We start from the raw sequence: 24768 nt of genomic DNA on the forward strand, positions 1-24768 counted from the left end.
GGATAAAAAAGGTTCTTATTATACAGTCAGTAAAAAAGACAGCTTCAAAATGACAAATTCCGTATATTTTGAAAGTAAAACAATAGATAAAGATTTTATCATAAGTGGAAACCTATCGGGATTTTTCAATGTTTCCATCAATAAGAAAGACTTTGATACGGATACTTATTTATACCAGATAAAGCCAGACGGTAAGGCGTTTTTATTGTCTACTCATATTGCAAGAGCCAGCTATGCAAAAGACCATTCTGTACGTCAGCTTCTGAAACCCGGGAAAGATGAGCAGATTCCCATCCATAATTCGATCTTCATCAGCAAAAAAATAGAAAAGGGAAGCAAATTGGTGTTATTAGTAGGCGTCAATAAAAATCCAAGCTGGCAAATCAATTATGGAACGGGTAAGGATGTAAGTGAAGAAACCATAGATGATTCCGGGGAACCTTTGGAAATAAAATGGTATAATGACAGCTATGTGGAAATACCTGTTTATAAAGACTAACAGCTTTTGATTGAGCATTTTTACCTAAATGTTCTTAACAACTGTTAACATCAAAATAAAAAATCATTACATTTGCTTTTTTTCAAATCAAATATAGTTATTGAATGAGTCAACTTTTTAGAAGAAAAATCTATTCAGATACGGATACTTCAACGGGACTTTTAAGGGTCTTGGGTGTATGGGACATTGTATTTTTTGGGATAGCGGCCATTATTGGAGCCGGAAGTTTCAGTAGTTTGGGAGAAGCGGTTTTCAGAGGAGGTCCCGGTGTTATCCTTCTATATTTGATTTGTGGTTTTGCCTGCGGGTTTACCGCTTTATGCTATGCTGAGTTTGCCAGCAGAATTCCTACAGCAGGTTCTGCTTATACGTATGCCTATGCCAGTTTTGGAGAATTGATTGCCTGGATTATCGGATGGGCACTGATTATGGAGTATTCCTTCGGAAATATTTACGTTGCTTTCTCCTGGTCGGATTATTTCACCAGCTTTCTGGGCCGTCTGGGAATGCATATCCCCGATTATCTTACCTGCAGCTATACGGAAGCCAGCAAAGCCATTGCAAATGGCTCAGAAAATAAAGAATTACTGAATGCATGGAAAACTGCTCCATTAATTGGAAGTTTGAGGTTTATTGTAGACATTCCGGCCTTGGTGATCAACGGTTTGATTACCTGGCTTTGTTATGTAGGGGTAAAAGAAAGTAAGAACTTCAATAACTCCCTTGTTATCTTAAAACTGGGTGTCATTATATTGGTAATTCTGGTTGGTTTTTCCTATATCAATACCGATAACTGGACTCCAATAAGCCCTGTAACGGGAGCTCCATCCTTCATGCCTAATGGTTTTGCAGGGGTCATGAGCGCCGTATCGGGAGTATTCTTTGCCTATATCGGATTTGATGCTTTAAGTGTTCTTTCTGAAGAAACCAAAGATCCGCAAAAAACCTTACCAAAAGGAATGATCATATCACTTGTTTTATGTACGGTAATTTATATTGCCCTGACCTTAGTATTAACAGGTATGGTAGACTATAAAAAGTTTGACGGTGTTGGTGATCCGCTATCGTTTATCTTTGAAAAAACCAATGCTAATGTAGCATGGATGGAACTTGTTGTTTCTTTTGTTGCTATTGTTGCTATTACAACTGTATTATTGGTTTTCCAGATGGGGCAGCCAAGAATATGGTATGCCATGAGCCGCGACGGATTAATGCCTCAAAGATTCCAAAAAGTACATGCTAAATATAAAACACCTTCTTATGCCACTGTGGTTACCGGAATTGTCGTAGGGATTCCTATTTTATTTACAGATAAAACGTTTATCCTGGACTTTACCAGTATCGGTACTATCTTCGCCTTCGTATTAGTTTGTGCGGGAGTGCTTATGCTTCCGGCTAAAGAAAAAATAAAGGGAAGGTTTCATCTTCCTTATATTAATGGTAAAATCATCTTCCCTGTTGTTTTCATTGGCGGACTGATTGTATTCTACTACTGGCAGCCAGAATTTTTCCAAACTTTAATGGACTGGAAAGATCCTAAAGAAGGGGAATTCAGAGCTTCAATTTTCTTCTTTATTCTGATCAATATAGCCTTGTGTATTTTGACTTTTATAAAGAATTTTTCATTAATTCCATTAGTGGGCCTAAGTTCCTGCCTCTACCTTCTTACCGGTATGAGTCATGAAAACTGGTTCTGGTTCGGAATGTGGTTCCTGGTAGGGATGGTCATTTATTTCTGCTACGGCTACAAGAACAGTAAACTTGGAAAAGAGTTAAGAAAAAAATAATGAATAATTAATATATATCAAGGCGGACGGGCAATACTGCAAGTTCGCCTTTTTTATTGCTTACCATTTTGCTTTTCATAAACTTAGTTTAAAAATCGGCAACATTATTGCTATTAATTTAACATAACCAACAAACTAATGTGCCATGTCTGAGAGAATAAAAACATACAGAGAATTTTATCAGTTTTATCTTACCGAACATAGTAAAACAGGAACACGGGTTTTCCACTTTATAGGAACTCTACTCGTCTTTGCAGTGATTGGATATGTGATCAATTCCGGAAAAGAAAGATTTCTATGGTATATTCCTATTTTCGGATATGGTTTTGCATGGTTTAGCCATGCGGTTATCGAAAGAAATAAGCCTGCAACTTTTAAATATCCTTTATGGTCTTTGATCTCAGATTTCCGGCTATTTTTTGAATTACTGATTGGAAAACAGAAATTTATAACCCCTGTTCAGCCGAAGGAGTCCCCAAACCCTGAAAGCTCACTGTAAGCCTAGATTTTCTTTAAGCCAATAAGATTAGCCTAACGTAATCTATAAGTGGAATAAGATTTATCGTCAATATTGTTTCTCAAGAATATCATAATGGATTGTATTCACCACTTTTTCTGTTTGCGAATCACCTTTCACTTTAATCGGTTCAGGGATATAGCTTGAGAAAGTCATCGTTTTATCTTTATTTAAAGTGACTGTTACTTCTTCCAGAATAGTGTTATCATCTACATAAAACTGAATTCTGTTTTCTACGATTCGCCAAAAGGAAAGTCTTGGCTCGGAAGGCATGCAATCTCCTATGCTCCCTTCTATATAATTGTAAACAGCAAAGCCATCTTCCCTTATGGCATAATTCCTCATGAGACGACAGTTATCAAAGTCCTTCACGGTCTTTTCTTTATTTTCATAAAATCCGGCTTCTTTTAACTTCCAGAATCCAATTACATTTTCTTTTGCTAATTTTTGGGCATTTACAAATGAAGAGGCCGCCATAAGAAAAGCAACCGGCAATAGTTTATCAATCATTGAAAGAACAGGTTTGTGTTATTTTAAACGAAGATACAATAATTGAAATAAAAAGATTTGGAAATGGGTTCGGCGGGCAGCTTTGCTGCCCGCCGAACCTTATATCTTTATTTAAATCTTTTCTTAAAACTGAATTTAAGACTGTTCATCAATCCGGGTTCAATGATATCAATTCCCAGTCCGAAATTACTGTCCGCAACCGTGTGATGATCCGTTCTGAACTGTTCAAAGTCTTTTTGCGGAATTTCAATGTTAACTAAAGGATTGGATTCTATATAGACACTTGCTCCATTCTTAGTCACTTTCTTACGGCTGCTATATTCGAAATAAGGATTTTTTATGGTGCTTTCCTGCATCGTATATTTTTCTGCGGTATCAATTTTCTGATCCGTATACAAATTGATTTCATATTTTTCACTGTCGAAACTATGCCAGAAAGGAAGGTCTTTATGCATAAAGTCCCTTGCGCTGGCCTTTATTACATTGCGGTCAAAATACATCAGAAAACGATTATTCTGCGGATCCACATAATAAGGATTTTCTACTGTAGCAGTATACTGGATCTTCATTTCATTCAGTTTTTTATCATCACTTACTACTTCTATTTCCGCATCTTTGAATACATTTCTGATATCTGTACCATTTCTGTCATTGGAATAATTAAAACCATAAAAAAGGAAACTGTTCCAGCTGTCTATGATCTCCCTTTTATTAGTACTTTTAAAATATCTTCTCATGGCATTTGCCCGATTCCCTTTATAGGTAGTAACCAGATTAAGCTTGCCAATATTGCCTTTTACATTGAAATCCACCTTTTCATCTACGCAATAATAAGGAAACTTATAAGGTGTTCTAACTTGCAAGTCCTGATCTTTCTTCGTCTCCAGATAATGTATAAAGAACATAAATCCTCTGTTTTCAATCAATCCAAATTCATCACGGGTAGTAGCATCTACAAAATATTCTTCTCCTTTGTAATTAATCTTCACGACCACATGATTGAAACTTAACAGTGAAGGCAGATAGTATTTAATATAATAATCTGTATTAAAATTTACCAAAACCACCGATGCTTCCACACCGATATAATCAAGGATAACTTTCAGTAAAACCGATTTTGCCTTGCAGTCTCCCTGCTTATTTTCATAGGTTACTGAGGGCTCCTGGGGTTTGTGACCATTCATTTCATCTGCATTGAAAATATAGTAGATATGATTCTGAACATATTCTATGGCAAACTGAATTTTCTCGCCCTGGTCTGCAATAGCATCAATCTTTTCAACAAGATTAGGGGCAAAGTCTTGTAAAGCAGCTTTATTAAAAACTTCATCATAAAGGGGAGCAATATAATTGGAAAGGTCTTTCCAGCTGCTTTCTGTTGCAAAATCTACATAAGGAAAAATTTCACGTCCTGAATCCACAGGGTTGATATAATTAGGCTTTTCAATCACAAAGCATTGTCCCTGCTTCAGGAATTTGATTTCGGGTTCCAGCACTTCACCCCTTTCATTGCGGAAGAAAGTTTTCTTATAGGCTATGGTCTGCTCCCGGGCATTGATAAAGGTAAATTTAAAATGACCATAAGCCCAGTAATTATCAGGGCTCACCCATACATATTTTGAAAATTCCTTTCTCAGAAAATCACGGTCTGTAAATTCTTTAATCCGCGAATCTTCCAGAATCAACACATCATATAACCTCAGATCTTTGATCGTAATATTGATCTTTTTATTGCTGCTCAGCACTCCTCCGCTACTCTGGTTTTCACTATCCAGCACTTTAATCCGGGTATCTGGAATTTTGTCCACCAGGACACCATCTCTTAAAACACTGATTCTATGGATCTGATAGACTTCATTTTCTTCTACCACAACATCAGAAACTGAGGCTCTTTCTAAATTTCCGGGCTCATTCAGGGTATAAGCCATGCAGACATATTCACTGTTTTCATTATTGCTTGTATAATATTTTTTATCTAAAAAGTAGCAGTAATCTTTACCTTCTTCAATTTGTTTCCTGGCAAATTCCGAGTCCTTGATTCTATCTATAATTTCCTGGTCTCCAATATTTCCTGCCCACACTTCAGGTTTTTGAATCTTATAATTTTCCATTTGAATTTGATTATCCGTATTTCTATTTAATAGTTTTGTTTTTTGGGTATACTTATTAGAAAGTTCAAATTAAATAATTAATAAAATAAAAAACAATAGAAGAACTGCGACAATTCAGGCTGGAAATTCGGCATGGTAATTGCGAGTAAGGTTTTAAAATCAAGTTTTATGAAAAGTATAGCAACAATTCTAAAAGGGACAGTTCCCGCGTTAGCATTATTTGCAATGACACAATGTACAACTACTGCAGGTGCCTCCGCAGCTGATGAAAAAACTTTCATCGTAGGACCACAAACAGCAGACTGTACAGGAGTGGCTCCTATGAAATGTCTGCAGGTAAAAGAAAAAACTTCTGAAAGCTGGACTAATTTCTACAGCAATATTGAAGGATTTACGTATGAACCGGGGTATGAATATGTATTAAAAGTAAAAACTGAAAAAATTGCCAATCCGCCAGCTGACGGGTCTTCTGTAAAATACACATTGGTAAAACAGGTTTCTAAAACAAAAAAAGAAGCAGCAGCAAGCAATGAAAAAACACTTATTATAGGAGCACAGACTGTAGACTGTTCGGCAGGTGCAGGACGTATGAAGTGTTTACAGGTAAAAGAAAATGCTTCTGAAGGCTGGACAAACTTCTACACCAATATTGAAGGATTCACTTATGAACCGGGATATGAATATGTTTTACAGGTAAAAACTGAAAAAATAGATAACCCACCGGCAGATGCGTCTTCTATAAAATACACATTGATCAAACAGGTTTCTAAAACCAAGAAATAACACTAAAAAAGCTACTGAAATTCAGTAGCTTTTTTTCCGAAAGAATGAAGTTAAAACTTCGTTCCTTTTTAATATCCTGATTCTTTTTGAGGAGGTTCCGGGTATTTACCTTTGGTGGCTTCCCCTACGGTATTTGCTGTGGTCATGGCAACTACCAGATCATTCAGCATACTGCTTGCTGCAGTAGGTGAATTGGGAAGAAGCACCAGATTACTGCGGGTGCTTGCCCCTACAGAATGTAAAGTATCATAGTGTTGGGTTACCACAATAAGAGCAGATGCTTCATGTGAATTAATCTCTACGTTGTTCAGCATTCTTACAGATTCTTCAAGACCTTTTGCAATTTCTCTTCTTTGATCTGCAATCCCCTGCCCCTGCAGCTTCTTAGATTCCGCTTCGGCTTTTGCTACGGCTACAATTCTTATTCTCTGCGCTTCTGACTCATATTCGGCAGCTGTTTTCTCTCTTTCTGCGGCATTGATCCTGTTCATGGCATGTTTCACCTGCTCATCAGGATCTATATCAGTTACCAAAGCTTTGATTATATCATATCCATAACTGTTCATAGCTTCCTGAAGCTCTCCTTTTACGGCTACTGCAATATCATCTTTTCTTACAAAGACATCATCCAGTTTCATCTTTGGTACTTCAGCACGCACCACGTCAAAGACAAAAGAAGTAATTTGATTTTCAGGATTTTCCAAACGGTAATAGGCATCTCCCACCTGGTTTCTGATGACCTGGTACTGAACAGAGATTTTCATTTTTATAAATACATTGTCCAGCGTTTTTGTGTCAATCATAACATCCAGCTGCTGAATTCTAAGATTCAGTCTTTTGGCAATCTGATCAATAATAGGAAGCTTAAGGTGAAGCCCTGAATGTTTTACTCCCTGGAATTTTCCAAAACGTTCTATAATAGCAGCAGTTTCCTGTTTTACAACAAAAAATGATGCAAATAAAATAATAAGCCCGAAGAAAATAACGGGTGCAAGATAAATTCCCATAGTTTAAGTTTTTATAATAAGTAGTAATAATTGATGTTTTGTTAAAACACTGGAAGTTATTCCTAAGGTTTTAAACAATTTAAACTCTTTCTATAAATATACTACTTATTTTCAAACTAAACGGTCATTCCTATATCGATACCTTTAATCTTTCTATAGAGATCCGTAGCATAATTATCCGTCATTCCTGAGACAAAATCAATGATTCCAAGGACTTTCTGATAATCTGTTCCGGTTTCATATACAAACTGTCTTGGAAGCAGCTTCAATGCTTTTTTATCATATGATTTTCTTTCGTCCTCAGGTTTCAGGATAGAAGGAATAAAATGATCCAGCAATTCATACATTACATTATATCCTGCATTTTCAATTTCCACTACTGCTTTGTGATTGTAGATCTTTTCTATAGAGAACGATTCTATATCCTGTAAAGCTTTATTTTCAGATTTGTACATATCCAGCAGACCATTATCCAAACCGCCTTTAAGAATAGTTTCAAAATTCTGTTTATAGATTTCAAGTGATTTATTGATCAATGCATTGATTGCTTTTGCTCTCAGGTAAGAGATCTTTTCGTTTTCATTAGAAATGGAAACCAGCTTATCTTTCACTTTATTGATATCGTTACTTTCGGATTTTACCAGCTCAAAAAACAGGTTTTCACACTCGGCAGTTGATACTATCCCCAGTCTGTGGGCATCTTCCATATCAATAATATTATAACAGATATCATCAGCAGCCTCTACCAACCATACAAATGGGTGTCTTTTGAAAATATAGGGCTCCTCGCTTTCAGCAATCAGATGGGTTCCTTTTGCGATTTCCAGGAATATATCTTTCTCATTCTGGAAAAATCCGAACTTCTTTCTATGGATAACTCCTTTTTTCCTGGCAACCGCTTCACATGGATACTTGGCGATACTTGCCAGTGTGGAAAAAGTAAGCTGAATACCTCCGGCATCTTTTCCCTGCTGCTGCTGGGCCAATACTCTTATAGCATTTGCATTTCCTTCAAAATTAACCAGATCTGCCCATTCCTTTTCATTAAATTTTGATTTCAGATCTTTCTCATTCCTTTCAAAATAACTTGCAATAGCATCTTCACCGGAATGACCGAAAGCCGGGTTTCCTACATCATGGCACAAACATCCCGCAGCAATTACATTTCCTAAATTATAGAGATAAAAATTCTTGGAATCTTCACTAAGTTCATTTTTAAAATCTTCAGCAATAAATTCACCAATAATACTTCCTAAACTTCTTCCTACCGACGACACTTCTAAGGAGTGTGTAAGCCTGTTATGCACAAAAACGCTTCCGGGAAGAGGGAAAACCTGAGTTTTATTCTGAAGTCTTCTGAAGGCAGAAGAAAAGATAATTCTATCGAAATCCCTTTGAAAATCAGTCCTTGAAGCTTTGGTATGCGGATTATTTCCTGTACGTTGATTGGTGAAAATCTGGTTTAAATTCATCATTTTTCAAAATTACTTCAAATTTTAGTTTTATGGAATACTATTTAGATTTTTATTAAACAGCAATCTCATTCAAAAAATCTATTATAACCACTGTTTTTTCGGTAGAAAAAACCAGCAGAAAAGGCTTTACATTTGAGAAGACTTTAAAAACTTGACTTTACCTATTATTGATTTAAAAAAAATTACCAATGAAAGACAATGCATGGCTTGAGAAATGGGATGAAAGATACAACAATGAAGAGTTCGTATACGGAACAGATCCCAATCTTTATCTGCAAGCACAATTAAAACAATTAAAGCCCGGTTCTATCCTCTTCCCTGCCGATGGTGAGGGACGAAATTCCGTTTATGCTGCTCTTCAGGGATGGAAAGCATCAGCATTTGACATCAGTACTGAAGGGCAGAAGAAAGCACTGCAGCTCGCAGAACAAAACCAGGTAGCTATTGATTATCAGGTAGGCGAATTATCAACCTTAGGATATCAGGAGCAACAGTTCGATGCTATTGCTCTTATCTATGCTCATTTTCCTGCTGAAATAAAATCATCAATCCATAGAATGCTTGATGTGTATCTTCGCAAAGGCGGTTTTATTATTTTTGAAGCTTTCAGTAAGAATCATCTTGATTATATTGCAAGAAATGCCAGTGTAGGAGGTCCGAAAGATATTGAATCGTTATTCTCCATTGATGAGATCAAAGCTGATTTTCCTGGTTATGATATTGTGGAGCTGATAGAAACAGAAATAGAACTTAAAGAAGGTTTATTTCACAACGGAACCGGTTCTGTAATACGGTTTGCAGGAAGGAAGCAATAATTACAGATAAAGAATAAGCACAGGTCAGCATATTTTTTGAATATTCTGACCTTTTCAGTATTGGATAAAACAATGATTCACTTGGAATAGTATTTGGACTTTTCATAAAAAAGAAAGCTATGCCTGAAGGACCATCTATAATTCTAATGAAAGAAAACCTGCAGCAGTTTGTCGGCCAAAAGGTAACAGAAGCTTCAGGTAATGCCAAATTTGACAAAGAACCATTTGTGGGTCAGCCCCTTCTGGAAATCCGTACTTTTGGAAAGCAGACGTATCTGGTTTTTGAAAAAGCGGCTATCCGTATTCACCTGTTAATGTTTGGCTCTTACAGTATTGATGAGCAGACAAAGCCTGACAAAAGCTTACGTTTAGCTTTATTGTTTTCAACTGGTGGTATATACTTTTATACCTGTTCTGTAAAACCTGTTGAGAAGGAATACCTTTCTTCAATAGACTGGGAAGCCGATGTACTCAGTGACTGCTGGAATCCTGCAAAAGCAAAAAAGAAACTGAAGTCAAACCCTGAAATGATGGTTTGCGATGCCCTGATGGATCAGAATATATTTTCGGGAGTGGGTAATATTATTAAAAACGAAGTGCTTTTCAGAATCGGCGTTCAGCCCGAAAGTTTACTTGGAAACCTTCCTGATAAAAAGCTAAAAGAACTTATTGCAGAGGCCAGAAATTACAGCTTCGATTTCCTGGAATGGAAAAGAGAATTTACGCTGAAAAAACACTGGCAGGTTCATACAAAAACAATATGCCCAATATGCGGATTAAAACTGGTCAAGAAACAGACCGGCTTAGGCAAAAGACGAAGTTTCTATTGCGAAAAAGACCAAAAACTGTATGGATAACCATTAATCCGAATTTAAAAATCCACCGGCATATTTTGTGAAAAACTCTTCCCTGTATACTTCCCCTATCGGAATTTCCGATACATCAATGTATAGAGTATGATTATCAAAGGAGTCAATATAGTTTATATTGACAACATATGATTTGCTGACCCGTATAAAAGTTTCTCCGGAGATCTTCTGATGGATGGTTTTCCCAAAAAAGTATTAGTCCGGAAAAACATCCTTGCCAACGGAAGACTTTCTCTGGGAACGGAAATGGATAATACTTCCTTTTATATGTATAAGAACAGCAGGACCTATGAGTTCCGTCAGCTGGAGATCAATTCCGGGGTTATTTATGAACACAGCCTTGGCAATAATTTAACAGGAACATTAAAAACCGGAATGAGGGCCGTTCCGCAAGCGAGAGCTTTTGATAAAGAGGAATCTTTCAAAGACTATATTTTTGAAGCCCACTACAAACCTTCATTCTATTTCAATGTCGGAATATCTTATAATCCTTTTGGAAAACCCAGAGTAAAATGATCTCCGGTTTCCGGAGAAGCCTGAAAAACTCCGGGAAATAAGACTCAATGGGTTCCCATTTTTGAAAATACATTGATGATAATTACTCCAAGCACAATAAGTACAATCCCAATAATGGCAGGAAGATCCGGCACCTGTTTAAAGACAATAATTCCAATCATGGTTATAAACACAATTCCTACTCCAGACCAGATGGCATAGGTAATGCCTACAGGAATCTCACGAAGGGTAAGGCTCAGACAGTAAAAAGCAGAAGCATATCCTATTACCGTTACAACGGAAGGCCATAATTTAGAAAATTCTTCCGATTTTTTCAGAAAAGTAGTGGCTATGATCTCAAATATAATTGCTAAAGCCAGAAAAATATAACTTCGTCCCATCATTATTCTTTATACAAATGTAATAAAAACAGATATGTATTCTTTCAATTCCGTTTTGAAAGTAAACGACGTACTATATAAAGATCAGCAGATCCCTCAATCAAATATTTTCCTTCTATTAAAGGGTGTAAACACTTGTTTCTGCTAAGATCATCTCGCTGGCAGACATTAAAAACCCAACTCAAGCTTCAACGCCTTTTGATAAACAATTATAACAAAGCATTTTACCTTAGATATAAGTATGCCTCATTTTACGATAATTCCAGCAATAAAGATTTATGACATCCTATTATTTCTCTACATATTGACATAAAAACAAGCGTTAAGGTGTCATATAATCGGACAACTGACAAAAAATCACTGCATAAAAACTAACGGTAAAAATAATTTTTCTTAACATAGAGATCTGTTTTACGCTCAAATTTCACATTCAAAAACAGGTCAAACGGACGGTATTATGCATTGCATTATTTATTTCTTGTTTTATCAAGTCCAATATAGAAAGCTTTAAACGCTTAACATTTTCACATAATTTTACGGACAGGACAATAAATGCATTAATAAATTCTCAATAATGTATTAATTTTTTGTAAACAAAAATTAACAAATAAGTGAACAAAAACCCTCGCAATACACTGATATACATCATAATATTTTACTTTGGCACGTGATTTGAAAACTGTAATATTGCAATTGAAAGATTGATAAAAAAAAGTCAAATAATTAAAAATAATACAAAATGGTAACTTATATCGGTATCGCAACATGTTTAGTAGTGTTCACATCATATTTCATGACAGTAAGAAGAGAAAGAAACTAATTTTAAAAACACAGTAAGCCTATAGAATATCTATACTAATTATATTGTTTTATGTTTTTAGTCTGAAAATCAGGCCTTGCTCTTTTACTCAACAGGGTAAAAGGGCCCAAAAACATAACAAAAAGATCTTAGTTTCATAACACATTTTAATATCCAAAAGAAAAGCTGAACATACGTTTGGCTTTTCTTTGTTTTTAGAGGGTACCTAAACTTTACGATATCCATACATCTTATAGAGCCTGATTATTTTTATCCGCAATATGTCTCTACTGCTGACCTACCTATTTATTCTTTTTCAGGATGAAACTTCATTCAATAAAGTTTTATCTTTGTATTCCTTAAGAATTAACTATTTGAATTGCCACCATGAATCTGTACAATCTTATTATTCAGGACAAAGAACAAGTAAATCTCAATGATGTATTCCTCAATAAAACCAATAAAGGCTTACTGATACAGCTTATCAAGGAAAACACCTATGTGAAAGAGCTACAGGAGTACGGCCTTCCCGTGAATAATAAGATCCTTCTTCAGGGGAGTTCAGGATGTGGAAAAACAATGACGGCAAAAGCAATAGCCAATGCTTTAGGTAAAAATATTATTATCCTCAACCTGAGTAATATCGTTTCCTCGCGTATCGGGGAAACTTCCCAAAATATTAAAATGATATTTGATAAAGCCGCAAGGGAAAGGTCTGTCCTTTTTCTTGATGAACTGGATCAGATCGGAAAAGCAAGAGGCAGCGATGACAAGGATGTAGGTGAGATGAGAAGGCTTGTAAACACCCTGATCCAGTTGATTGACTATTATCCTGAAAATGCACTGCTGCTTTGTGCCACGAACCATCCTGAAATAATAGATACTGCCATATTGCGGCGTTTTCAGCTGAAGATCAATTATGAAATGCCTTCCGCAGAATTCCTGGGTACTTTCTATGATCAGTTGCTGGCTTCATTCCCTGAAGACCTGAATCATATCGAACGAAAATACGGAATTTCTTTTGCTGAAGCGAAAGACCATGCCCTCACTGCTGTAAAATCTGCATTAATCGAAAAGCTGGAAGCTAAGGAAGCTCTTCAGTCAGGAGTTGAGAGTTATGAGTTATGAGTTATTAGTTGAGAGTTGAGAGTTGAGAGTGAAAAATAAGGTTATATGTTTCCATTTACCTATACATTTAAAAGAAAAATCACAGCAGACAAAACATTAGAAGATGTAATCAATGCCTTATGCAGCTCATTCACAGAACGGAGCGTGAATGATATCCATATTGACGGCAATACCATCACAGGAAAAGATAATCTTATAAAACTGGATTTTTCACAAAGATCTCTGCTTGTATTATCTCCTGGCAAAGAATATTTTATTTATAATGAAAACACGAAAATTTTAACCTTTAAAACAGAAGCATTTTACCCCACCCTGTTTAATGTAATATATGCAGGAATTCTTTTTTTACTCTTATATAATTTTGTTCATCACTTGATCATAGAACTTGTAGTGCCTATCTTATTTTTTATTTTAATCACTATTGTCAGCTATTTTCAGCATCAGGAAGTTATTGATAAAGCTTCCAGAATTTTAAATGAACACCAGGTTTAAACCTTATTAAAAAACACCCATCCTTTAGTCTACAAATTCGGTATACTTTTTGATTCATAAAACATTAATAACCAAACAAATGCATTTATGATTAAAAAATTACTCTCGGGCTGTCTGCTGATGACAGTATTATTCTTTTTTTCATGTGAAAAGGAAAACACACAGATGAAAAGTGAAATCTCCATTGAAACTATTTCAATTATAACCTGCCTTACTATGGGTGTTGCCATATTAGTTGCATACAGCTATAGAAGAAGGTAACTAAATAACAAACTATAATACATTAAGGGCACCTCTTAAAACTGAGAGGTGCTTTATTTTTTATCATAGAAGAACAACATTAATGATATCTCAGCCGGATTACGGTAAAATCCTTAGTTGAAAAAAGCAGCATTAAAATTCAACTTAATAAGGAATATTTTAATGAAATTATTACTGTTATTATTTTAAATATAAATATAAAAAAAGCCATTATACAAATAAAATAAATCAATTTTCAAACAGCACAAACCCGGTATAATTATTGATTTTAAAATATTAAAAATCAAACAAATGCACTTATGAATGAAAAAAAACCATTGAGATATCTGTGGATCACAGTATCTTTTCTTTTTTCGTGTTCCCAGCAAAATACATCAGAAAACAAAAGCGAAATTTCAATGGAAACCATTTCGATGATCACCTTCGTTTTGGTGGGGATTGCAATTCTAGCTGCTTACCCCCGCAAGAAAAAATAACAGGGCTTGAAATGTTCAATAAAGAAGCTGTCCCAAAAGGTCACTGTGTTCCGCAAAGTCTCCTGACTTTGAGGCAAATAAAAACCACTATAAAGTATATAATTTACAACTTCGTTAATTATCTTGATAAAAACCAAATATGAAAGAAGGATATGTTATCAGAGAGCAGAAAAGACCTCACTTTTTCACCTGTACTATTATTGACTGGATAGATATTTTTACCCGAAAACATATCGGGATACTATTATAGAATGTTTAGGATTCTGCATCAAAAACAAGGGAATGGTTCTTTACGGCTATGTCATCATGAGCAACATTTACCTTTTATTGTACGGTCAAAAGATGGAAAACTTTCTGATCTAATCAGAGATTTTAAAAAATTTACAGCGAAACAAATATTAGAAAAAATGCAAACAGAAGTGGAAAGCCGAACAGATTGGATTTTAGAACGATTTGCCAAAGCTATTGATACTCATTCAAGAAACAAAAATTTTCAGGTTTGGCAATATGGAAATCATGCTGAGGAAATCTTCAGCTTAAAGTTCTTGTGGGATAAATTAAATTATATACACCTGAATCCAGTTCGTGCCGGAATTGTAGCAAAAGCAAATCATTATATTTATTCTTCAGCAACCAATTATTCTAATGGAACAGGAATAATCATTAATTGAAATTGCAGAAAATCCAGTGATTAATGTAAATAGAAGTTCTGAATGCTGGAAATACAACAATTATGATGAATAATAACTTACTCAAAGTCAGGAGACTTTGCGTAGCTAAGTTGTCATTGGAAGGCAACCGGAATTTTCGCAGGAAAAAACTGAATATCCAAACGATATTATTGGAAATAAATTTTTGATCGAAGGAACTGATATATTAAAGCTTAGAAACGGGAAAATTTATGAATGCTGGACACAAAGCAGTATTGTCACAAAAAATTAATAAAAAACAAAAATCCCTCTCATTACGAAAGGGATTTGTTATATCTGGAAAAAATTCTATTACATATAAGCTTCGATAGGCTCACAAGTACATACTAAATTTCTATCTCCGTATGCTTCATCTACTCTTGATACAGAAGCGAAGAATTTGTGGTCTCTTACCCAATCTAATGGATAAGCTGCCTTTTCTCTGCTGTATGGCTTATCCCAGGAATCTGAGATCACCAACTGCTCTGTATGCGGAGCATTTTTCAATACGTTGTTCGCTGCATCCGCTTCTCCGTTCGCAATCTCATCGATTTCTTTCTTGATAGAGATCAACGCTTCTGCAAAACGGTCTATTTCAGACTTGCTTTCAGATTCTGTAGGCTCAATCATCAATGTTCCTGCAACAGGGAAAGAAACGGTAGGAGCATGGAAACCATAATCCATCAATCTCTTCGCTACATCAGCCACTTCAATTCCTAAAGATTTGAACTGACGGAAATCTACGATACACTCATGAGCTACTCTTCCGTGTTCATTTGAATATAGAATAGGGAAATGTGCTGCCAAGATCTCTTTAAGATAGTTGGCGTTCATGATAGCATGTCCTGTAGCTTTTTTCAGACCGTCTGTTCCTAACATTTTAATGTAAGCATAAGAAATGTTAAGGATCAATCCAGAACCGTAAGGTGCTGCAGAAATGCCGTCAATAGCTTCTTTAGCTCCAATTCTGATATTAGCATTAGAAGGAAGGAAAGGAACCAGGTGTTTAGCCACACAGATAGGACCTACTCCAGGACCTCCACCTCCGTGTGGAATGGCGAAAGTTTTGTGAAGATTCAGGTGGCAAACATCTGCTCCGATGTTTCCCGGACTTGTAAATCCTACCTGAGCGTTCATGTTGGCACCATCCATGTATACCTGTCCTCCGTGTTCGTGGATTAAGTTGGTAATTTCTTTAATGTTGGCATCAAAGAATCCGTATGTAGAAGGATAAGTGATCATTACAGCTGATAAATTCGCTGAATGCTGTTCTGTTTTAGCTTTAAGATCTTCAAAGTCGATTTCTCCGCTTTCAAGGTTTTTAACGACTACGATTTTCATTCCTGCCATTGCTGCAGAAGCTGGGTTTGTTCCGTGTGCAGACTGCGGGATCAATACTACATTCCTGTGTGCATCTCCTCTTGAAATATGGTATTCTCTGATTACCATTAATCCTGCATATTCTCCCTGAGCTCCTGAGTTAGGCTGCAATGAAGTTCCGGCAAAACCGGTAATTTCAGCAAGATCTTTTTCAAGTTCTGCGATCATTTTCTGGTAACCTCCTGCCTGATCTACCGGTACAAATGGGTGTACACTACCCCAATCTGCCCATGATAACGGTAACATCTGCGTTGCTGCGTTCAGCTTCATCGTACAAGATCCTAAAGAGATCATTGAGTGCGTCAGTGATAAATCTTTTCTCTCAAGACGCTTGATATAACGCATCAATTCTGTCTCTGTATGGTATTTGTTGAAGACCTGTTCCGTAAGAATTTCGTCTTTTCTTAAATTCTCTTCAGGAATACTGTATCCTTCTTTGATTTCTAATTTGAAAGTCTGCTTATCTTTAAACTGGGCAAAAGAAGCCATCAGATCATTTAATTTCTCCAATGTTGTACTTTCGTTGATCGCAATACTAACAACATCTTCTGTGAAGTAATTAAGGTTGATTCTATGATCCTGCATCATTCTCATCAATCTTCCTTTCTCATCTTCATTCATAGTGATTTTTACCGTATCGAAGATCGGCTCTTCTACGGTTTCATACCCTAATGCTTTAAGACCGTTTTTCAAAGCGTTTGCCTTGAAGTGGATCTGGTCGGCAATATAGCTTAGTCCTTTTGGACCGTGGTATACAGCATACATTCCGGCCATTACCGCCAATAGAACCTGAGCAGTACAGATGTTAGAAGTTGCTCTTTCTCTCTTGATGTGCTGTTCTCTGGTTTGTAATGCCATTCTTAGTGCACGTTTTCCGTACATATCCTGAGAAACCCCGATAATTCTTCCCGGGATATCTCTTTTATAATCTTCTCTACAAGCAAAGAATGCTGCGTGAGGACCTCCATACCCTAATGGAATACCGAATCTCTGTGAAGTTCCTACCGCACAGTCAGCACCCATCTCAGCCGGAGACTTCAGTTTAACCAAAGCCATAGGGTCACAGGCAACCGCTACCTGAAGATCAAGTTTTTTATAGTTTACGATATCTTCTGTGTAGTCTAAAACAACTCCGTTTTTACCTGGATACTGTAATAAAACACCATAATAGGTCTCGTCAAACTGATGCGTTTTATGATCACCGATTACCACTTCAATTTCCAGTCCTTCAGCTTTTGTTTTCAGTACAGAAACTGTTTGAGGAAGAACAAGGTCAGAAATAAAGAACTTATTGGCTCCTGCTTTTTTCTGATCTTTCGTCCTGTTGTTGAAGAACATATGCATTGCTTCAGCAGCTGCAGTAGACTCGTCCAATAGAGATGCATTTGCTAATCCAAAACCTGTAAGATCACATACTACAGTTTGGAAATTAAGAAGAGCTTCCAGTCTTCCCTGTGCAATCTCTGCCTGATACGGTGTATAAGCCGTATACCAGCTTGGATTTTCAAAGATATTCCTCTGAATTGCTGATGGTAAAAGTGTATTGTGGTATCCGAATCCAATGTAACTTGTAAAATCAGTGTTTTTAGATGCCAATTCTTTCGAGTGGTTCAGCATTTCGTATTCTGAAAGCGGTTCCGAGATCTCAAGATCTTTCTCTAAGCGGATAGAAGAAGGAATGGTTTGAGAAATTAACTCTTCAATACTAGAAACGCCAAGTTTTTCCAACATCGCCTGTTTATCGGCTTCATTAAGGGAAATGTGACGGCTCACAAACTGTTCTGTATTCATTTTTATTTATTAGATTTTGTTTGTAAAAAAGATGGCTAAAATTACAATTTTTTGAACGATTGTACAACAGCATTCAACGGATGCTCATTCACAGAAATACCTGACTGCTTTAATGAAAGCTACTTTTAATAACATTAACACTTATTTACCACATTATAAATAACAAACATAGCTATTCTATACACAATACTTAAAAATACAGTTAATTCTATTTCAAATAAAACAGTACTGCATCCATTGAAATATTATAATATGCCAGCTCATATTATGATCCTATTTTTACATTATGAATTATTTATAATTTATCTAAAAAAAGCAGAGTCAATAGGTAAATATGAAAAATAAAGTATGTAATTGATGTAATTCAACAGATTGATTTATAGCTCCAAAAAGGAGCATCCACTGCTATTCATCAGGTTTTTAGAAAATTATGAAATTTTATTAATTATATTTATTCTAAATTAATATATTTGCAACATGAATATGATTACTCCATTTAAAGTAGCGCCTCTGGCACCTGTATATGCATTTCAGAATGAAGAGATGTTCTGTGAAAAGAAATCTTGCTGTAAAAAATTCAAGAAGGGTAAAAGATGTAAAAAATGTCCGGGAAGGAAGAAAATGGCATAAGAAATTAGCTGAAATTCTTTATTAAGATATATACAGCAATTGCCAGTATCACTATTCCCAGAATCAACATTACAATTTTAGGCTGACCAGACTTGTTTATCCTGGTTCTTGGTTGTGGCTTAAACATTTCTTCCACCGTGTTTTTGAATTTTTCTGAATCATTTTCAAAAACTTCCGTAATCGTAATTCCCTGAACGACGGTTTTATGCAAAAGAGAATTTGTGGCATGAAGTAAAAGCTGGAATTTCCCATCTTTAAATTCCGTAATCTTAAATATTCTTTCTCCATACGGCTTTTCCAGTCCAAAAGGCAATACTTTCACTACATCTGCATTCATCGTTTGCCAGCTGATGATAATCTCCTCTCCTTTTTTAGCATGAATTTTATTGGCCGAAAAAGTTTTGATTGCAGGAGGAATATTATACCTGAAGCTTCTTTGATGACTTTCTAAATTCTGATCATAGGAATGTCTTCTTGCAGAGTCACTCAACGTTTCATAGGCTTCCTGAATCTCACGGAAACGGTCAGCAAAAAAATCGTCATTATCATTTTTATCCGGATGATACTTTAAAGACAGCTTCCGGTAGGCCTTTTTAATATCCTCTTCAGAAGCTTCCTGTGATATACCGAGAAAATAGTAGTAATCTTTCATTGAGCAGTACAAAAATAAGAATTTATTTTTCTTTGTGTTTGATGTTTACGGTAAAATTTTGTTGGAAGACCGAATCTAAAATCATTGTGAATCAAAGACGAAACAATCGCAATATTATTTTATCAGTTGAAGGCTGGAAACGCAAAAGCGCTAAGTCTTTTCACAACAATCTGTATACTTTTAAGGCGCAAGGATATTATCTGTGATAAAATTTCAGGCTAATCATATTGCTGTACTGTAACTGATCAGCTAAATCTATTCAATCTGTGGCTTAGTTTACATAACGAAAAGTTCCGGCGCGGGAAGCTCTGCTTCCCGCGCCGGAACTAAACAATTTCAATTTAGTATTTCACCTATTATGCTTCGCAGGTATTATCTTTTCTGCAGCATCTTGAACTGAATTCCTTTTTGAATTTCCCTTTCAGTTCCTGATAATCCTCTTCATTCATTTCTCTGATTTTATCTGCTAATCCGAAAGGTGATTTTTCTTTGATTCCGTATTCATCAAAAATACCTTTGATAAATCTTTTTCTTTGTACCGCTTTTTTAGCAATGAGTGCTACGCCTACAACGGCTAGTGCTCCAAGAGCTCCTTTTAATGCTGAATTTTTCATTTTTCTAAATTTTAAATTTTACTACTTCTTATTTTTTATATAGACGAATGAATTTTTAATTTTACTTTACTACTTCTTAAAATTTTTAAATTATTCGTTGTTTCTGTTGAAGAATCCTCCGGAACATTTATTTCTCCAGACCTCCTTGAATTTTTCTCTTTCTTCAGGAGATAGCCCCTCCATTTTCTCTCTCATTTTTCTTTCCTTGAAATCTCTCATCCCTTTCCCAAAATGGAAACCTCCGAAAAGAATCTTACTTAAAATAAGTATTCCCATGGCCTGCCAGAATGTAATAGCTTTTACCCCTAAAATTTCGGGAAGCAGGCAGTTCCAAAGCATCATTACAATCCATGTAACGGCTAAGAGGATCAATGGCGGACATAACAATAAAAAAATCCAGCCCTTTTTGTGTTTATGATTCATAATTTCTTTTTCTAACTTTTTAAATCTTCGTATAATCTTCTCAATCTGTTTCTCAGATGCTTCACAGCATAATTTTTCCTGCTGATGATGGTTTTGATGTTTTCACCCTGTTCATCGGCGATCTCCTGGAGGGTTTTGTCGTTCAGTTCATTTTCTACGTAGACCATTCTTTGTTTTTCGGGAAGTTCATCAAGTGCTTCAAACAGTTTTTTCCAAATTTCATCCTGAAACATCTTCACTTCAGGACCTGCGCTATCATCCATCAATAAAATATCTTTGATGGAAAAGCTTCCGTCTTCATCTTCATAGACGAAATCTTCAAGATTTTCTGTTTTCTTTTTCCGGTAGCGGTCTGTTATTTTATTCGCCGTCACCCTGTACAGCCAGCCTCCTACATTCACAATCTCAGAAAGATTGGTAAGGCTACTGAACTGATACCACACTTCCTGCAGAATATCTTCTGCATCTTCCGTGTTTTTCACTTTAGGACGAATATAAGACATCAGCTTCCCTCCGTAGTTTGAAACGGTTTGTGAGATGATACTTTCTTTCTCCTTCTGTGGCATTGTTACTTTTTCGACAACCTCCATACTGACAAGACGGCTATCCTTTTGGTTTTACTTTAATAAATTTAAAATATTTTTATTAAAATCCAACTTTTCTTTTATCCATCAGATTTTATTTCAGAAAATATATTTCCTACAGCCCAATCATTACTCATATTTCGGGGAGCTCTTTCCTGCTATCCGTTCATACTCCTCGCGCTCGCGCTTTCTTAAAAGAGCCATTGCATGCTGTGGGGTAACCACTGCTATCAGGGCTGGGGTATTTGCCGGCATACTCAATTTTATCGCAGATAAAAGCCTTGCGTCTTAAAACATTTAGTTATTCAATCTTCCTGCGCCTTTGCGTTTATTCCAACCTACACTTCTAACCTGCTCTTTTTTAATAACTCTGTTTAGATTCCTGCGGAATGACAAAGACAGCGTCAGTCAAAAAATTCTGTACTCTCCATTATAGAAAGGAAGCGGAAAACATTGAAAATACCTCTGGAACAATTTTATCGCAGATAAAATCCTTGCGTCTTAAAACATTTAGTTATTCAATCTTCTTGTGCCTTTGCGCTTATTCCAACCTATACTTCTAACCTGCTCTTTTTTAATAACACTGTTTAGATTCCTGCGGAATGACAAAGACAGCGTCAGTCAAAAAATTCTGTACTATCCCTTATAGAAAACACATCCTACACTGCAACAGCAAAAGGAAGCGGAAAACATTGAAAATACCTCTGGAACAATTTTATCTGCGATAAAATCCTTGCGTCTTAAAACATTTAGTTATTCAATCTTCTTGCGCCTTTGCGTTTATTCCAACCTACACTTCTAACCTGCTCTTTTTTAATAACACTGTTTAGATTCCTGCGGAATGACAAAGACAACGTCAGTCAAAAAATTCTGTATTCTCCCTTATAGAAAACACATCCTACACTGCAACAGCAAAAGGAAGCGGAAAACATTGAAAATACCTCTGGAACAATTTTATCGCAGATAAAAGCCTTGCGTCTTAAAACATTTAGTTATTCAATCTTCTTGCGCCTTTGCGCTTATTCCAACCTACACTTCTAATCTGCTCTTTTTTAATAACACTGTTAGATTCCTGCGGAATGACAAAGACAGCGCCAGTCAAAAAATTCTGTACTCTCCATTATAGAAAACACATACTACACTGCAACAGCAAAAGGGAGCCGAAAACATTCAAATATCTCTGGAACAATCTTATCGCAGATAAAAGCCTTGCGTCTTAAAACATTTAGTTATTCAATCTTCTTGCGCCTTTGCATTTATTCCAACCTACACTTCTAAGCTGCTCTTTTTTAATAACACTGTTTAGATTCCTGCGGAATGACAAATACAGCGTTAGTCAACAACTTTATACCTGTACTTATAAATAGACTTTATATCAGCAAAACGGAGAGCTAAATGCTCTCCGTTTCTTATAAAATGTTATCCTTCTTATTTACTTTTATTAAAGTTTTCTGCAAAAAATCCTAACATAGACTTATAAAGTTCTATCCTGTTGGGTTCTTTTCCAAATCCGTGTCCTTCATCATATTTTACCATATAAGGAACTTCGAATCCTTTAGCACGCATTGCTTTAACAATCTGGTCAGATTCATTGATATTCACTCTTGGGTCATTAGCACCCTGAACCACAAATAATGGCTTTTTAATTTTATCAATCTGGTACACCGGTGAAACTTCCTTAGCGATTTTAGCTTCCTCAGGATTATCCAGATCATACCAGATCTGTTTTACCATTTCTTTATACGGTTTCCAATATTCAGGAAAAGAAGCAAAGAAGGTAAAGATATTGGATACCCCTACATAATCTACTCCACAAGCGTACAGATCAGGAGTTTTAATCAAGCCCATTAAAGTAGCATAGCCTCCATGGCTTCCTCCATAGATGGCCACTTTATCTTTGTCTACCCATCCCTGGCTTATGGCATATTTCACGCCGTCTTCTACATCATCCATTGCTTTTCTTCCAATCTGTTTGTACCCGGCTTTCTGGAATCCCTTTCCATAGCCTCCGGAAATTCTGAAATTTACCTGAAGTGTGGCATATCCTCTACTGGCAAACAACTGAGTCTCAGGGTTGAATCCCCAGTCATCTCTGATTCCTTGCGGACCACCGTGAGGATTTACAACCAAAGGAACTTTTTTACCTTCCAAAGCGGCTTTAGGTAACGTAATATATCCATGAATGGTCAGTCCGTCTCTGCTTTTAAATTCAATAGGTCTCATTTCTGCCATATCCTCTTCTTTAAGCTGCGGCATAAGGTCATAAAGAAGTTTTAATTCCTTGGATTTTGTATCATATTCATAGTACGTTCCGTAGAGTTTATCACTTGCTACAATAACCAGTAGTTTTTCATTATTATCATCTGAAGAAACAATTCCAAATTCTTTATCTTTAAACTGAGCTTTTAGTTTATCATCAATTTCCTTGTAAAATTTACTTACAGGAACGGTTTCCCCTTTTACCCCGTTATAACTGATATAGTCCAGTTCATAATTTCTGTTTTTACCGGCAACACTTATGGAGTTTACATCATATACAGGATGAGAATACACCTCTTTGATTACCGCATTTTTCTTTAGATCATATAAAACGATTTTTGATTTGTCACTGTCTAAATTGGTTACCACATACGCTTCATCTTTATTTTTAGAATTATCATTAAACCTGATAATACTGAATGTATCGGACCAATCTGTTGACTTCAGAAGGTTGAATTTCCCTGTTTGTAAATCTTTATAGTAGGTCTTAGTGGTAAGCCCGTTTTCCAGAACCGTATATCCTCTTAAATTTCCGTCCTTGTCGAAAATATAATCATCAATAGGGCTATTGACATCCTTATTTTCGTACAATTGGGTTATTTCTCCGGTAACAAAATTGATTTTATAGGGCTCAAAGATCTGTTTATTATTTTTATTCATAGTCACCACTACAAAATCAGTATCTTTTATAGGTCTGATTGTGCCCAGTGTTATTCCTTCAAACGGTGTTAAATCTTTAAGATTCTCTCCGTCAGTATCGGCTGCATACAGGTGAATATTTTCATTTCCTCCTTTATCCTGGGTATAAAAAAGACGGCTTTTATTAAGCCAGCCATAGTTTTTAATCAGATCATCTTTTTCTACAATCGCTTTAGTAATTTTTCCGGTACTGAGCTCTTTGACGTATACGTGATTTTTCTTATCCGTATCTTTTTCTTTGTAGGAAAGGTATTTCCCATCAGGAGAGATTTTAAATGCCGAAGCTTTTGGTCTTGCAAAGTAATCTTCAACTTTATATTTGAAGGTTCCTTTATCATAAGAAACAAGTTTCTCCAGATTAGCTTTTGAAGACGGTAATGTAGGATCACCAGGTAATTTGGCTGTTGTACTTTGTGCGTGGATCATAATAGCTGAGATTACAATATTGGCAGTGGTTAAAATTTTGGAATTTAGATTCATAACTTATGTTTTAAAGTTAAAACTATGTTTTGTATTTACACTTTTAAATCAACAAAAGAATAAACACTTCTTTACAATTAGACATGCAACAACCCTAAAACGTTACATTATTTAACAAAAATTGAGAGAATATTTTATAAAT

21 protein-coding genes and 1 pseudogene are annotated in these 24768 nt (G+C 35.8%); 10 read left to right on the top strand and 12 right to left on the bottom strand.

Translation table 11 applies throughout. The annotated features are described in order from the left end of the window. Positions 1-40: 40 nt before the first annotated feature. The 3 genes and pseudogenes from LQV47_RS18625 to LQV47_RS18635 form a co-directional block, all read left to right on the top strand. Positions 41-499 (top strand): annotated as a pseudogene (locus LQV47_RS18625) (CocE/NonD family hydrolase C-terminal non-catalytic domain-containing protein); the annotation flags it as partial. Positions 500-603: 104 nt separating this feature from the next. Beyond that, complete coding sequence (locus tag LQV47_RS18630; protein WP_230040234.1) at positions 604-2286, top strand: amino acid permease; 1683 nt, start codon at positions 604-606, stop codon at positions 2284-2286. Positions 2287-2431: 145 nt separating this feature from the next. Next, positions 2432-2785 carry a DUF962 domain-containing protein gene (locus LQV47_RS18635; RefSeq protein ID WP_230040236.1) on the top strand — a complete coding sequence of 118 codons (354 nt, stop codon included), beginning with the start codon at positions 2432-2434 and terminating at the stop codon, positions 2783-2785. Between the two features lie 66 nt (positions 2786-2851). Here the strand turns inward: LQV47_RS18635 and LQV47_RS18640 are convergent, their stop codons facing one another. Both LQV47_RS18640 and LQV47_RS18645 read right to left on the bottom strand, forming a co-directional pair. After that, positions 2852-3313, bottom strand: coding sequence for a lipocalin family protein (locus LQV47_RS18640; RefSeq protein ID WP_230040238.1), 462 nt, complete (start codon positions 3311-3313; stop codon positions 2852-2854). A gap of 107 nt (positions 3314-3420) precedes the next feature. Beyond that, complete coding sequence (locus LQV47_RS18645; protein ID WP_230040240.1) at positions 3421-5424, bottom strand: hypothetical protein; 2004 nt, start codon at positions 5422-5424, stop codon at positions 3421-3423. Between the two features lie 168 nt (positions 5425-5592). Between LQV47_RS18645 and LQV47_RS18650 the strand changes: the two genes are divergently transcribed. After that, positions 5593-6207 (top strand): DUF4377 domain-containing protein, encoded by a 615-nt coding sequence (locus tag LQV47_RS18650; protein ID WP_230040241.1) that lies wholly within the window; start codon positions 5593-5595, stop codon positions 6205-6207. 68 nt (positions 6208-6275) lie between these two features. On the opposite strand, the gene LQV47_RS18655 is transcribed toward LQV47_RS18650, so the two are convergent. Beyond that, entirely contained in the window at positions 6276-7214 is a 939-nt protein-coding gene (locus LQV47_RS18655) for an SPFH domain-containing protein (RefSeq protein ID WP_230040243.1), read from the bottom strand. Positions 7215-7330: 116 nt separating this feature from the next. Continuing rightward, entirely contained in the window at positions 7331-8686 is a 1356-nt protein-coding gene (locus tag LQV47_RS18660; RefSeq protein WP_230040330.1) for a deoxyguanosinetriphosphate triphosphohydrolase, read from the bottom strand. 191 nt (positions 8687-8877) lie between these two features. On the opposite strand from LQV47_RS18660, the gene LQV47_RS18665 reads away from it, so the two are divergent. Together LQV47_RS18665 and LQV47_RS18670 are read left to right on the top strand one after the other, a co-directional pair. Beyond that, positions 8878-9504: a class I SAM-dependent methyltransferase gene (locus tag LQV47_RS18665; RefSeq protein ID WP_230040245.1), complete on the top strand. Its 627-nt coding sequence runs from the start codon at positions 8878-8880 to the stop codon at positions 9502-9504. 119 nt (positions 9505-9623) lie between these two features. After that, on the top strand, positions 9624-10361 hold the full coding sequence (locus LQV47_RS18670) for a DNA-formamidopyrimidine glycosylase family protein (RefSeq protein WP_230040247.1): 738 nt from the start codon (positions 9624-9626) through the stop codon (positions 10359-10361). A 3-nt stretch (positions 10362-10364) separates the two neighbouring features. Here LQV47_RS18670 and LQV47_RS18675 read toward each other — a convergent pair whose 3' ends face one another. Beyond that, positions 10365-10550, bottom strand: a complete 186-nt coding sequence (locus tag LQV47_RS18675; protein ID WP_354961244.1) for a LytTR family transcriptional regulator DNA-binding domain-containing protein — start codon at positions 10548-10550, stop codon at positions 10365-10367. Here LQV47_RS18675 and LQV47_RS18680 point away from each other — a divergent pair. Beyond that, the gene (locus tag LQV47_RS18680; protein WP_230040249.1) at positions 10545-10889 is read left to right on the top strand and encodes a DUF6268 family outer membrane beta-barrel protein; all 345 of its coding nucleotides are present in this window, start codon (positions 10545-10547) and stop codon (positions 10887-10889) included. The genes LQV47_RS18675 and LQV47_RS18680 overlap by 6 nt on opposite strands. A gap of 44 nt (positions 10890-10933) precedes the next feature. Here LQV47_RS18680 and LQV47_RS18685 read toward each other — a convergent pair whose 3' ends face one another. Next, on the bottom strand, positions 10934-11269 hold the full coding sequence (locus LQV47_RS18685) for an SMR family transporter (RefSeq protein ID WP_230040334.1): 336 nt from the start codon (positions 11267-11269) through the stop codon (positions 10934-10936). A gap of 1186 nt (positions 11270-12455) precedes the next feature. Here LQV47_RS18685 and LQV47_RS18690 point away from each other — a divergent pair. The 3 genes from LQV47_RS18690 (at position 12456) to LQV47_RS22615 (ending at position 15096) form a co-directional block, all read left to right on the top strand. Continuing rightward, positions 12456-13196: an ATP-binding protein gene (locus tag LQV47_RS18690; RefSeq protein WP_230040251.1), complete on the top strand. Its 741-nt coding sequence runs from the start codon at positions 12456-12458 to the stop codon at positions 13194-13196. 45 nt (positions 13197-13241) lie between these two features. Next, on the top strand, positions 13242-13688 hold the full coding sequence (locus tag LQV47_RS18695) for a hypothetical protein (protein WP_230040253.1): 447 nt from the start codon (positions 13242-13244) through the stop codon (positions 13686-13688). Positions 13689-14832: 1144 nt separating this feature from the next. Further along, positions 14833-15096: a hypothetical protein gene (locus tag LQV47_RS22615; RefSeq protein WP_354961231.1), complete on the top strand. Its 264-nt coding sequence runs from the start codon at positions 14833-14835 to the stop codon at positions 15094-15096. A gap of 330 nt (positions 15097-15426) precedes the next feature. On the opposite strand, the gene gcvP is transcribed toward LQV47_RS22615, so the two are convergent. The 6 genes from gcvP to LQV47_RS18730 all read right to left on the bottom strand — a co-directional run bounded on the left by gcvP (position 15427) and on the right by LQV47_RS18730 (position 24626). Beyond that, positions 15427-18285 carry an aminomethyl-transferring glycine dehydrogenase gene (gcvP, locus tag LQV47_RS18705; protein ID WP_230040255.1) on the bottom strand — a complete coding sequence of 953 codons (2859 nt, stop codon included), beginning with the start codon at positions 18283-18285 and terminating at the stop codon, positions 15427-15429. A 634-nt stretch (positions 18286-18919) separates the two neighbouring features. Continuing rightward, entirely contained in the window at positions 18920-19567 is a 648-nt protein-coding gene (locus LQV47_RS18710; protein WP_230040262.1) for a DnaJ domain-containing protein, read from the bottom strand. Between the two features lie 356 nt (positions 19568-19923). Continuing rightward, positions 19924-20181 carry a hypothetical protein gene (locus LQV47_RS18715; RefSeq protein WP_230040264.1) on the bottom strand — a complete coding sequence of 86 codons (258 nt, stop codon included), beginning with the start codon at positions 20179-20181 and terminating at the stop codon, positions 19924-19926. Between the two features lie 90 nt (positions 20182-20271). After that, positions 20272-20604, bottom strand: coding sequence for a hypothetical protein (locus tag LQV47_RS18720; RefSeq protein WP_230040266.1), 333 nt, complete (start codon positions 20602-20604; stop codon positions 20272-20274). A gap of 11 nt (positions 20605-20615) precedes the next feature. Further along, entirely contained in the window at positions 20616-21170 is a 555-nt protein-coding gene (locus LQV47_RS18725) for a sigma-70 family RNA polymerase sigma factor (RefSeq protein ID WP_230040268.1), read from the bottom strand. A gap of 1446 nt (positions 21171-22616) precedes the next feature. Then, positions 22617-24626: a S9 family peptidase gene (locus tag LQV47_RS18730; protein WP_230040270.1), complete on the bottom strand. Its 2010-nt coding sequence runs from the start codon at positions 24624-24626 to the stop codon at positions 22617-22619. Positions 24627-24768: the final 142 nt, after the last annotated feature.

This window comes from Chryseobacterium sp. Bi04 (genome assembly GCF_918698085.1).
GTDB lineage: Bacteria > Bacteroidota > Bacteroidia > Flavobacteriales > Weeksellaceae > Chryseobacterium.

Coding starts and splice junctions, on each gene's coding strand:
- LQV47_RS18665 (WP_230040245.1), top strand. CDS start 8,878: ATGAAAGACAATGCATGGCTTGAGAAATGGGATGAAAGATACAACAAT.
- LQV47_RS18630 (WP_230040234.1), top strand. CDS start 604: ATGAGTCAACTTTTTAGAAGAAAAATCTATTCAGATACGGATACTTCA.
- LQV47_RS18650 (WP_230040241.1), top strand. CDS start 5,593: ATGAAAAGTATAGCAACAATTCTAAAAGGGACAGTTCCCGCGTTAGCA.
- LQV47_RS18710 (WP_230040262.1), bottom strand. CDS start 19,567: ATGAAAGATTACTACTATTTTCTCGGTATATCACAGGAAGCTTCTGAA.
- LQV47_RS18690 (WP_230040251.1), top strand. CDS start 12,456: ATGAATCTGTACAATCTTATTATTCAGGACAAAGAACAAGTAAATCTC.
- LQV47_RS18715 (WP_230040264.1), bottom strand. CDS start 20,181: ATGAAAAATTCAGCATTAAAAGGAGCTCTTGGAGCACTAGCCGTTGTA.
- gcvP (WP_230040255.1), bottom strand. CDS start 18,285: ATGAATACAGAACAGTTTGTGAGCCGTCACATTTCCCTTAATGAAGCC.
- LQV47_RS18730 (WP_230040270.1), bottom strand. CDS start 24,626: ATGAATCTAAATTCCAAAATTTTAACCACTGCCAATATTGTAATCTCA.
- LQV47_RS22615 (WP_354961231.1), top strand. CDS start 14,833: ATGCAAACAGAAGTGGAAAGCCGAACAGATTGGATTTTAGAACGATTT.
- LQV47_RS18655 (WP_230040243.1), bottom strand. CDS start 7,214: ATGGGAATTTATCTTGCACCCGTTATTTTCTTCGGGCTTATTATTTTA.
- LQV47_RS18635 (WP_230040236.1), top strand. CDS start 2,432: ATGTCTGAGAGAATAAAAACATACAGAGAATTTTATCAGTTTTATCTT.
- LQV47_RS18640 (WP_230040238.1), bottom strand. CDS start 3,313: ATGATTGATAAACTATTGCCGGTTGCTTTTCTTATGGCGGCCTCTTCA.
- LQV47_RS18660 (WP_230040330.1), bottom strand. CDS start 8,686: ATGAATTTAAACCAGATTTTCACCAATCAACGTACAGGAAATAATCCG.
- LQV47_RS18685 (WP_230040334.1), bottom strand. CDS start 11,269: ATGGGACGAAGTTATATTTTTCTGGCTTTAGCAATTATATTTGAGATC.
- LQV47_RS18695 (WP_230040253.1), top strand. CDS start 13,242: ATGTTTCCATTTACCTATACATTTAAAAGAAAAATCACAGCAGACAAA.
- LQV47_RS18720 (WP_230040266.1), bottom strand. CDS start 20,604: ATGAATCATAAACACAAAAAGGGCTGGATTTTTTTATTGTTATGTCCG.
- LQV47_RS18645 (WP_230040240.1), bottom strand. CDS start 5,424: ATGGAAAATTATAAGATTCAAAAACCTGAAGTGTGGGCAGGAAATATT.
- LQV47_RS18725 (WP_230040268.1), bottom strand. CDS start 21,170: ATGCCACAGAAGGAGAAAGAAAGTATCATCTCACAAACCGTTTCAAAC.
- LQV47_RS18670 (WP_230040247.1), top strand. CDS start 9,624: ATGCCTGAAGGACCATCTATAATTCTAATGAAAGAAAACCTGCAGCAG.
- LQV47_RS18680 (WP_230040249.1), top strand. CDS start 10,545: ATGGATGGTTTTCCCAAAAAAGTATTAGTCCGGAAAAACATCCTTGCC.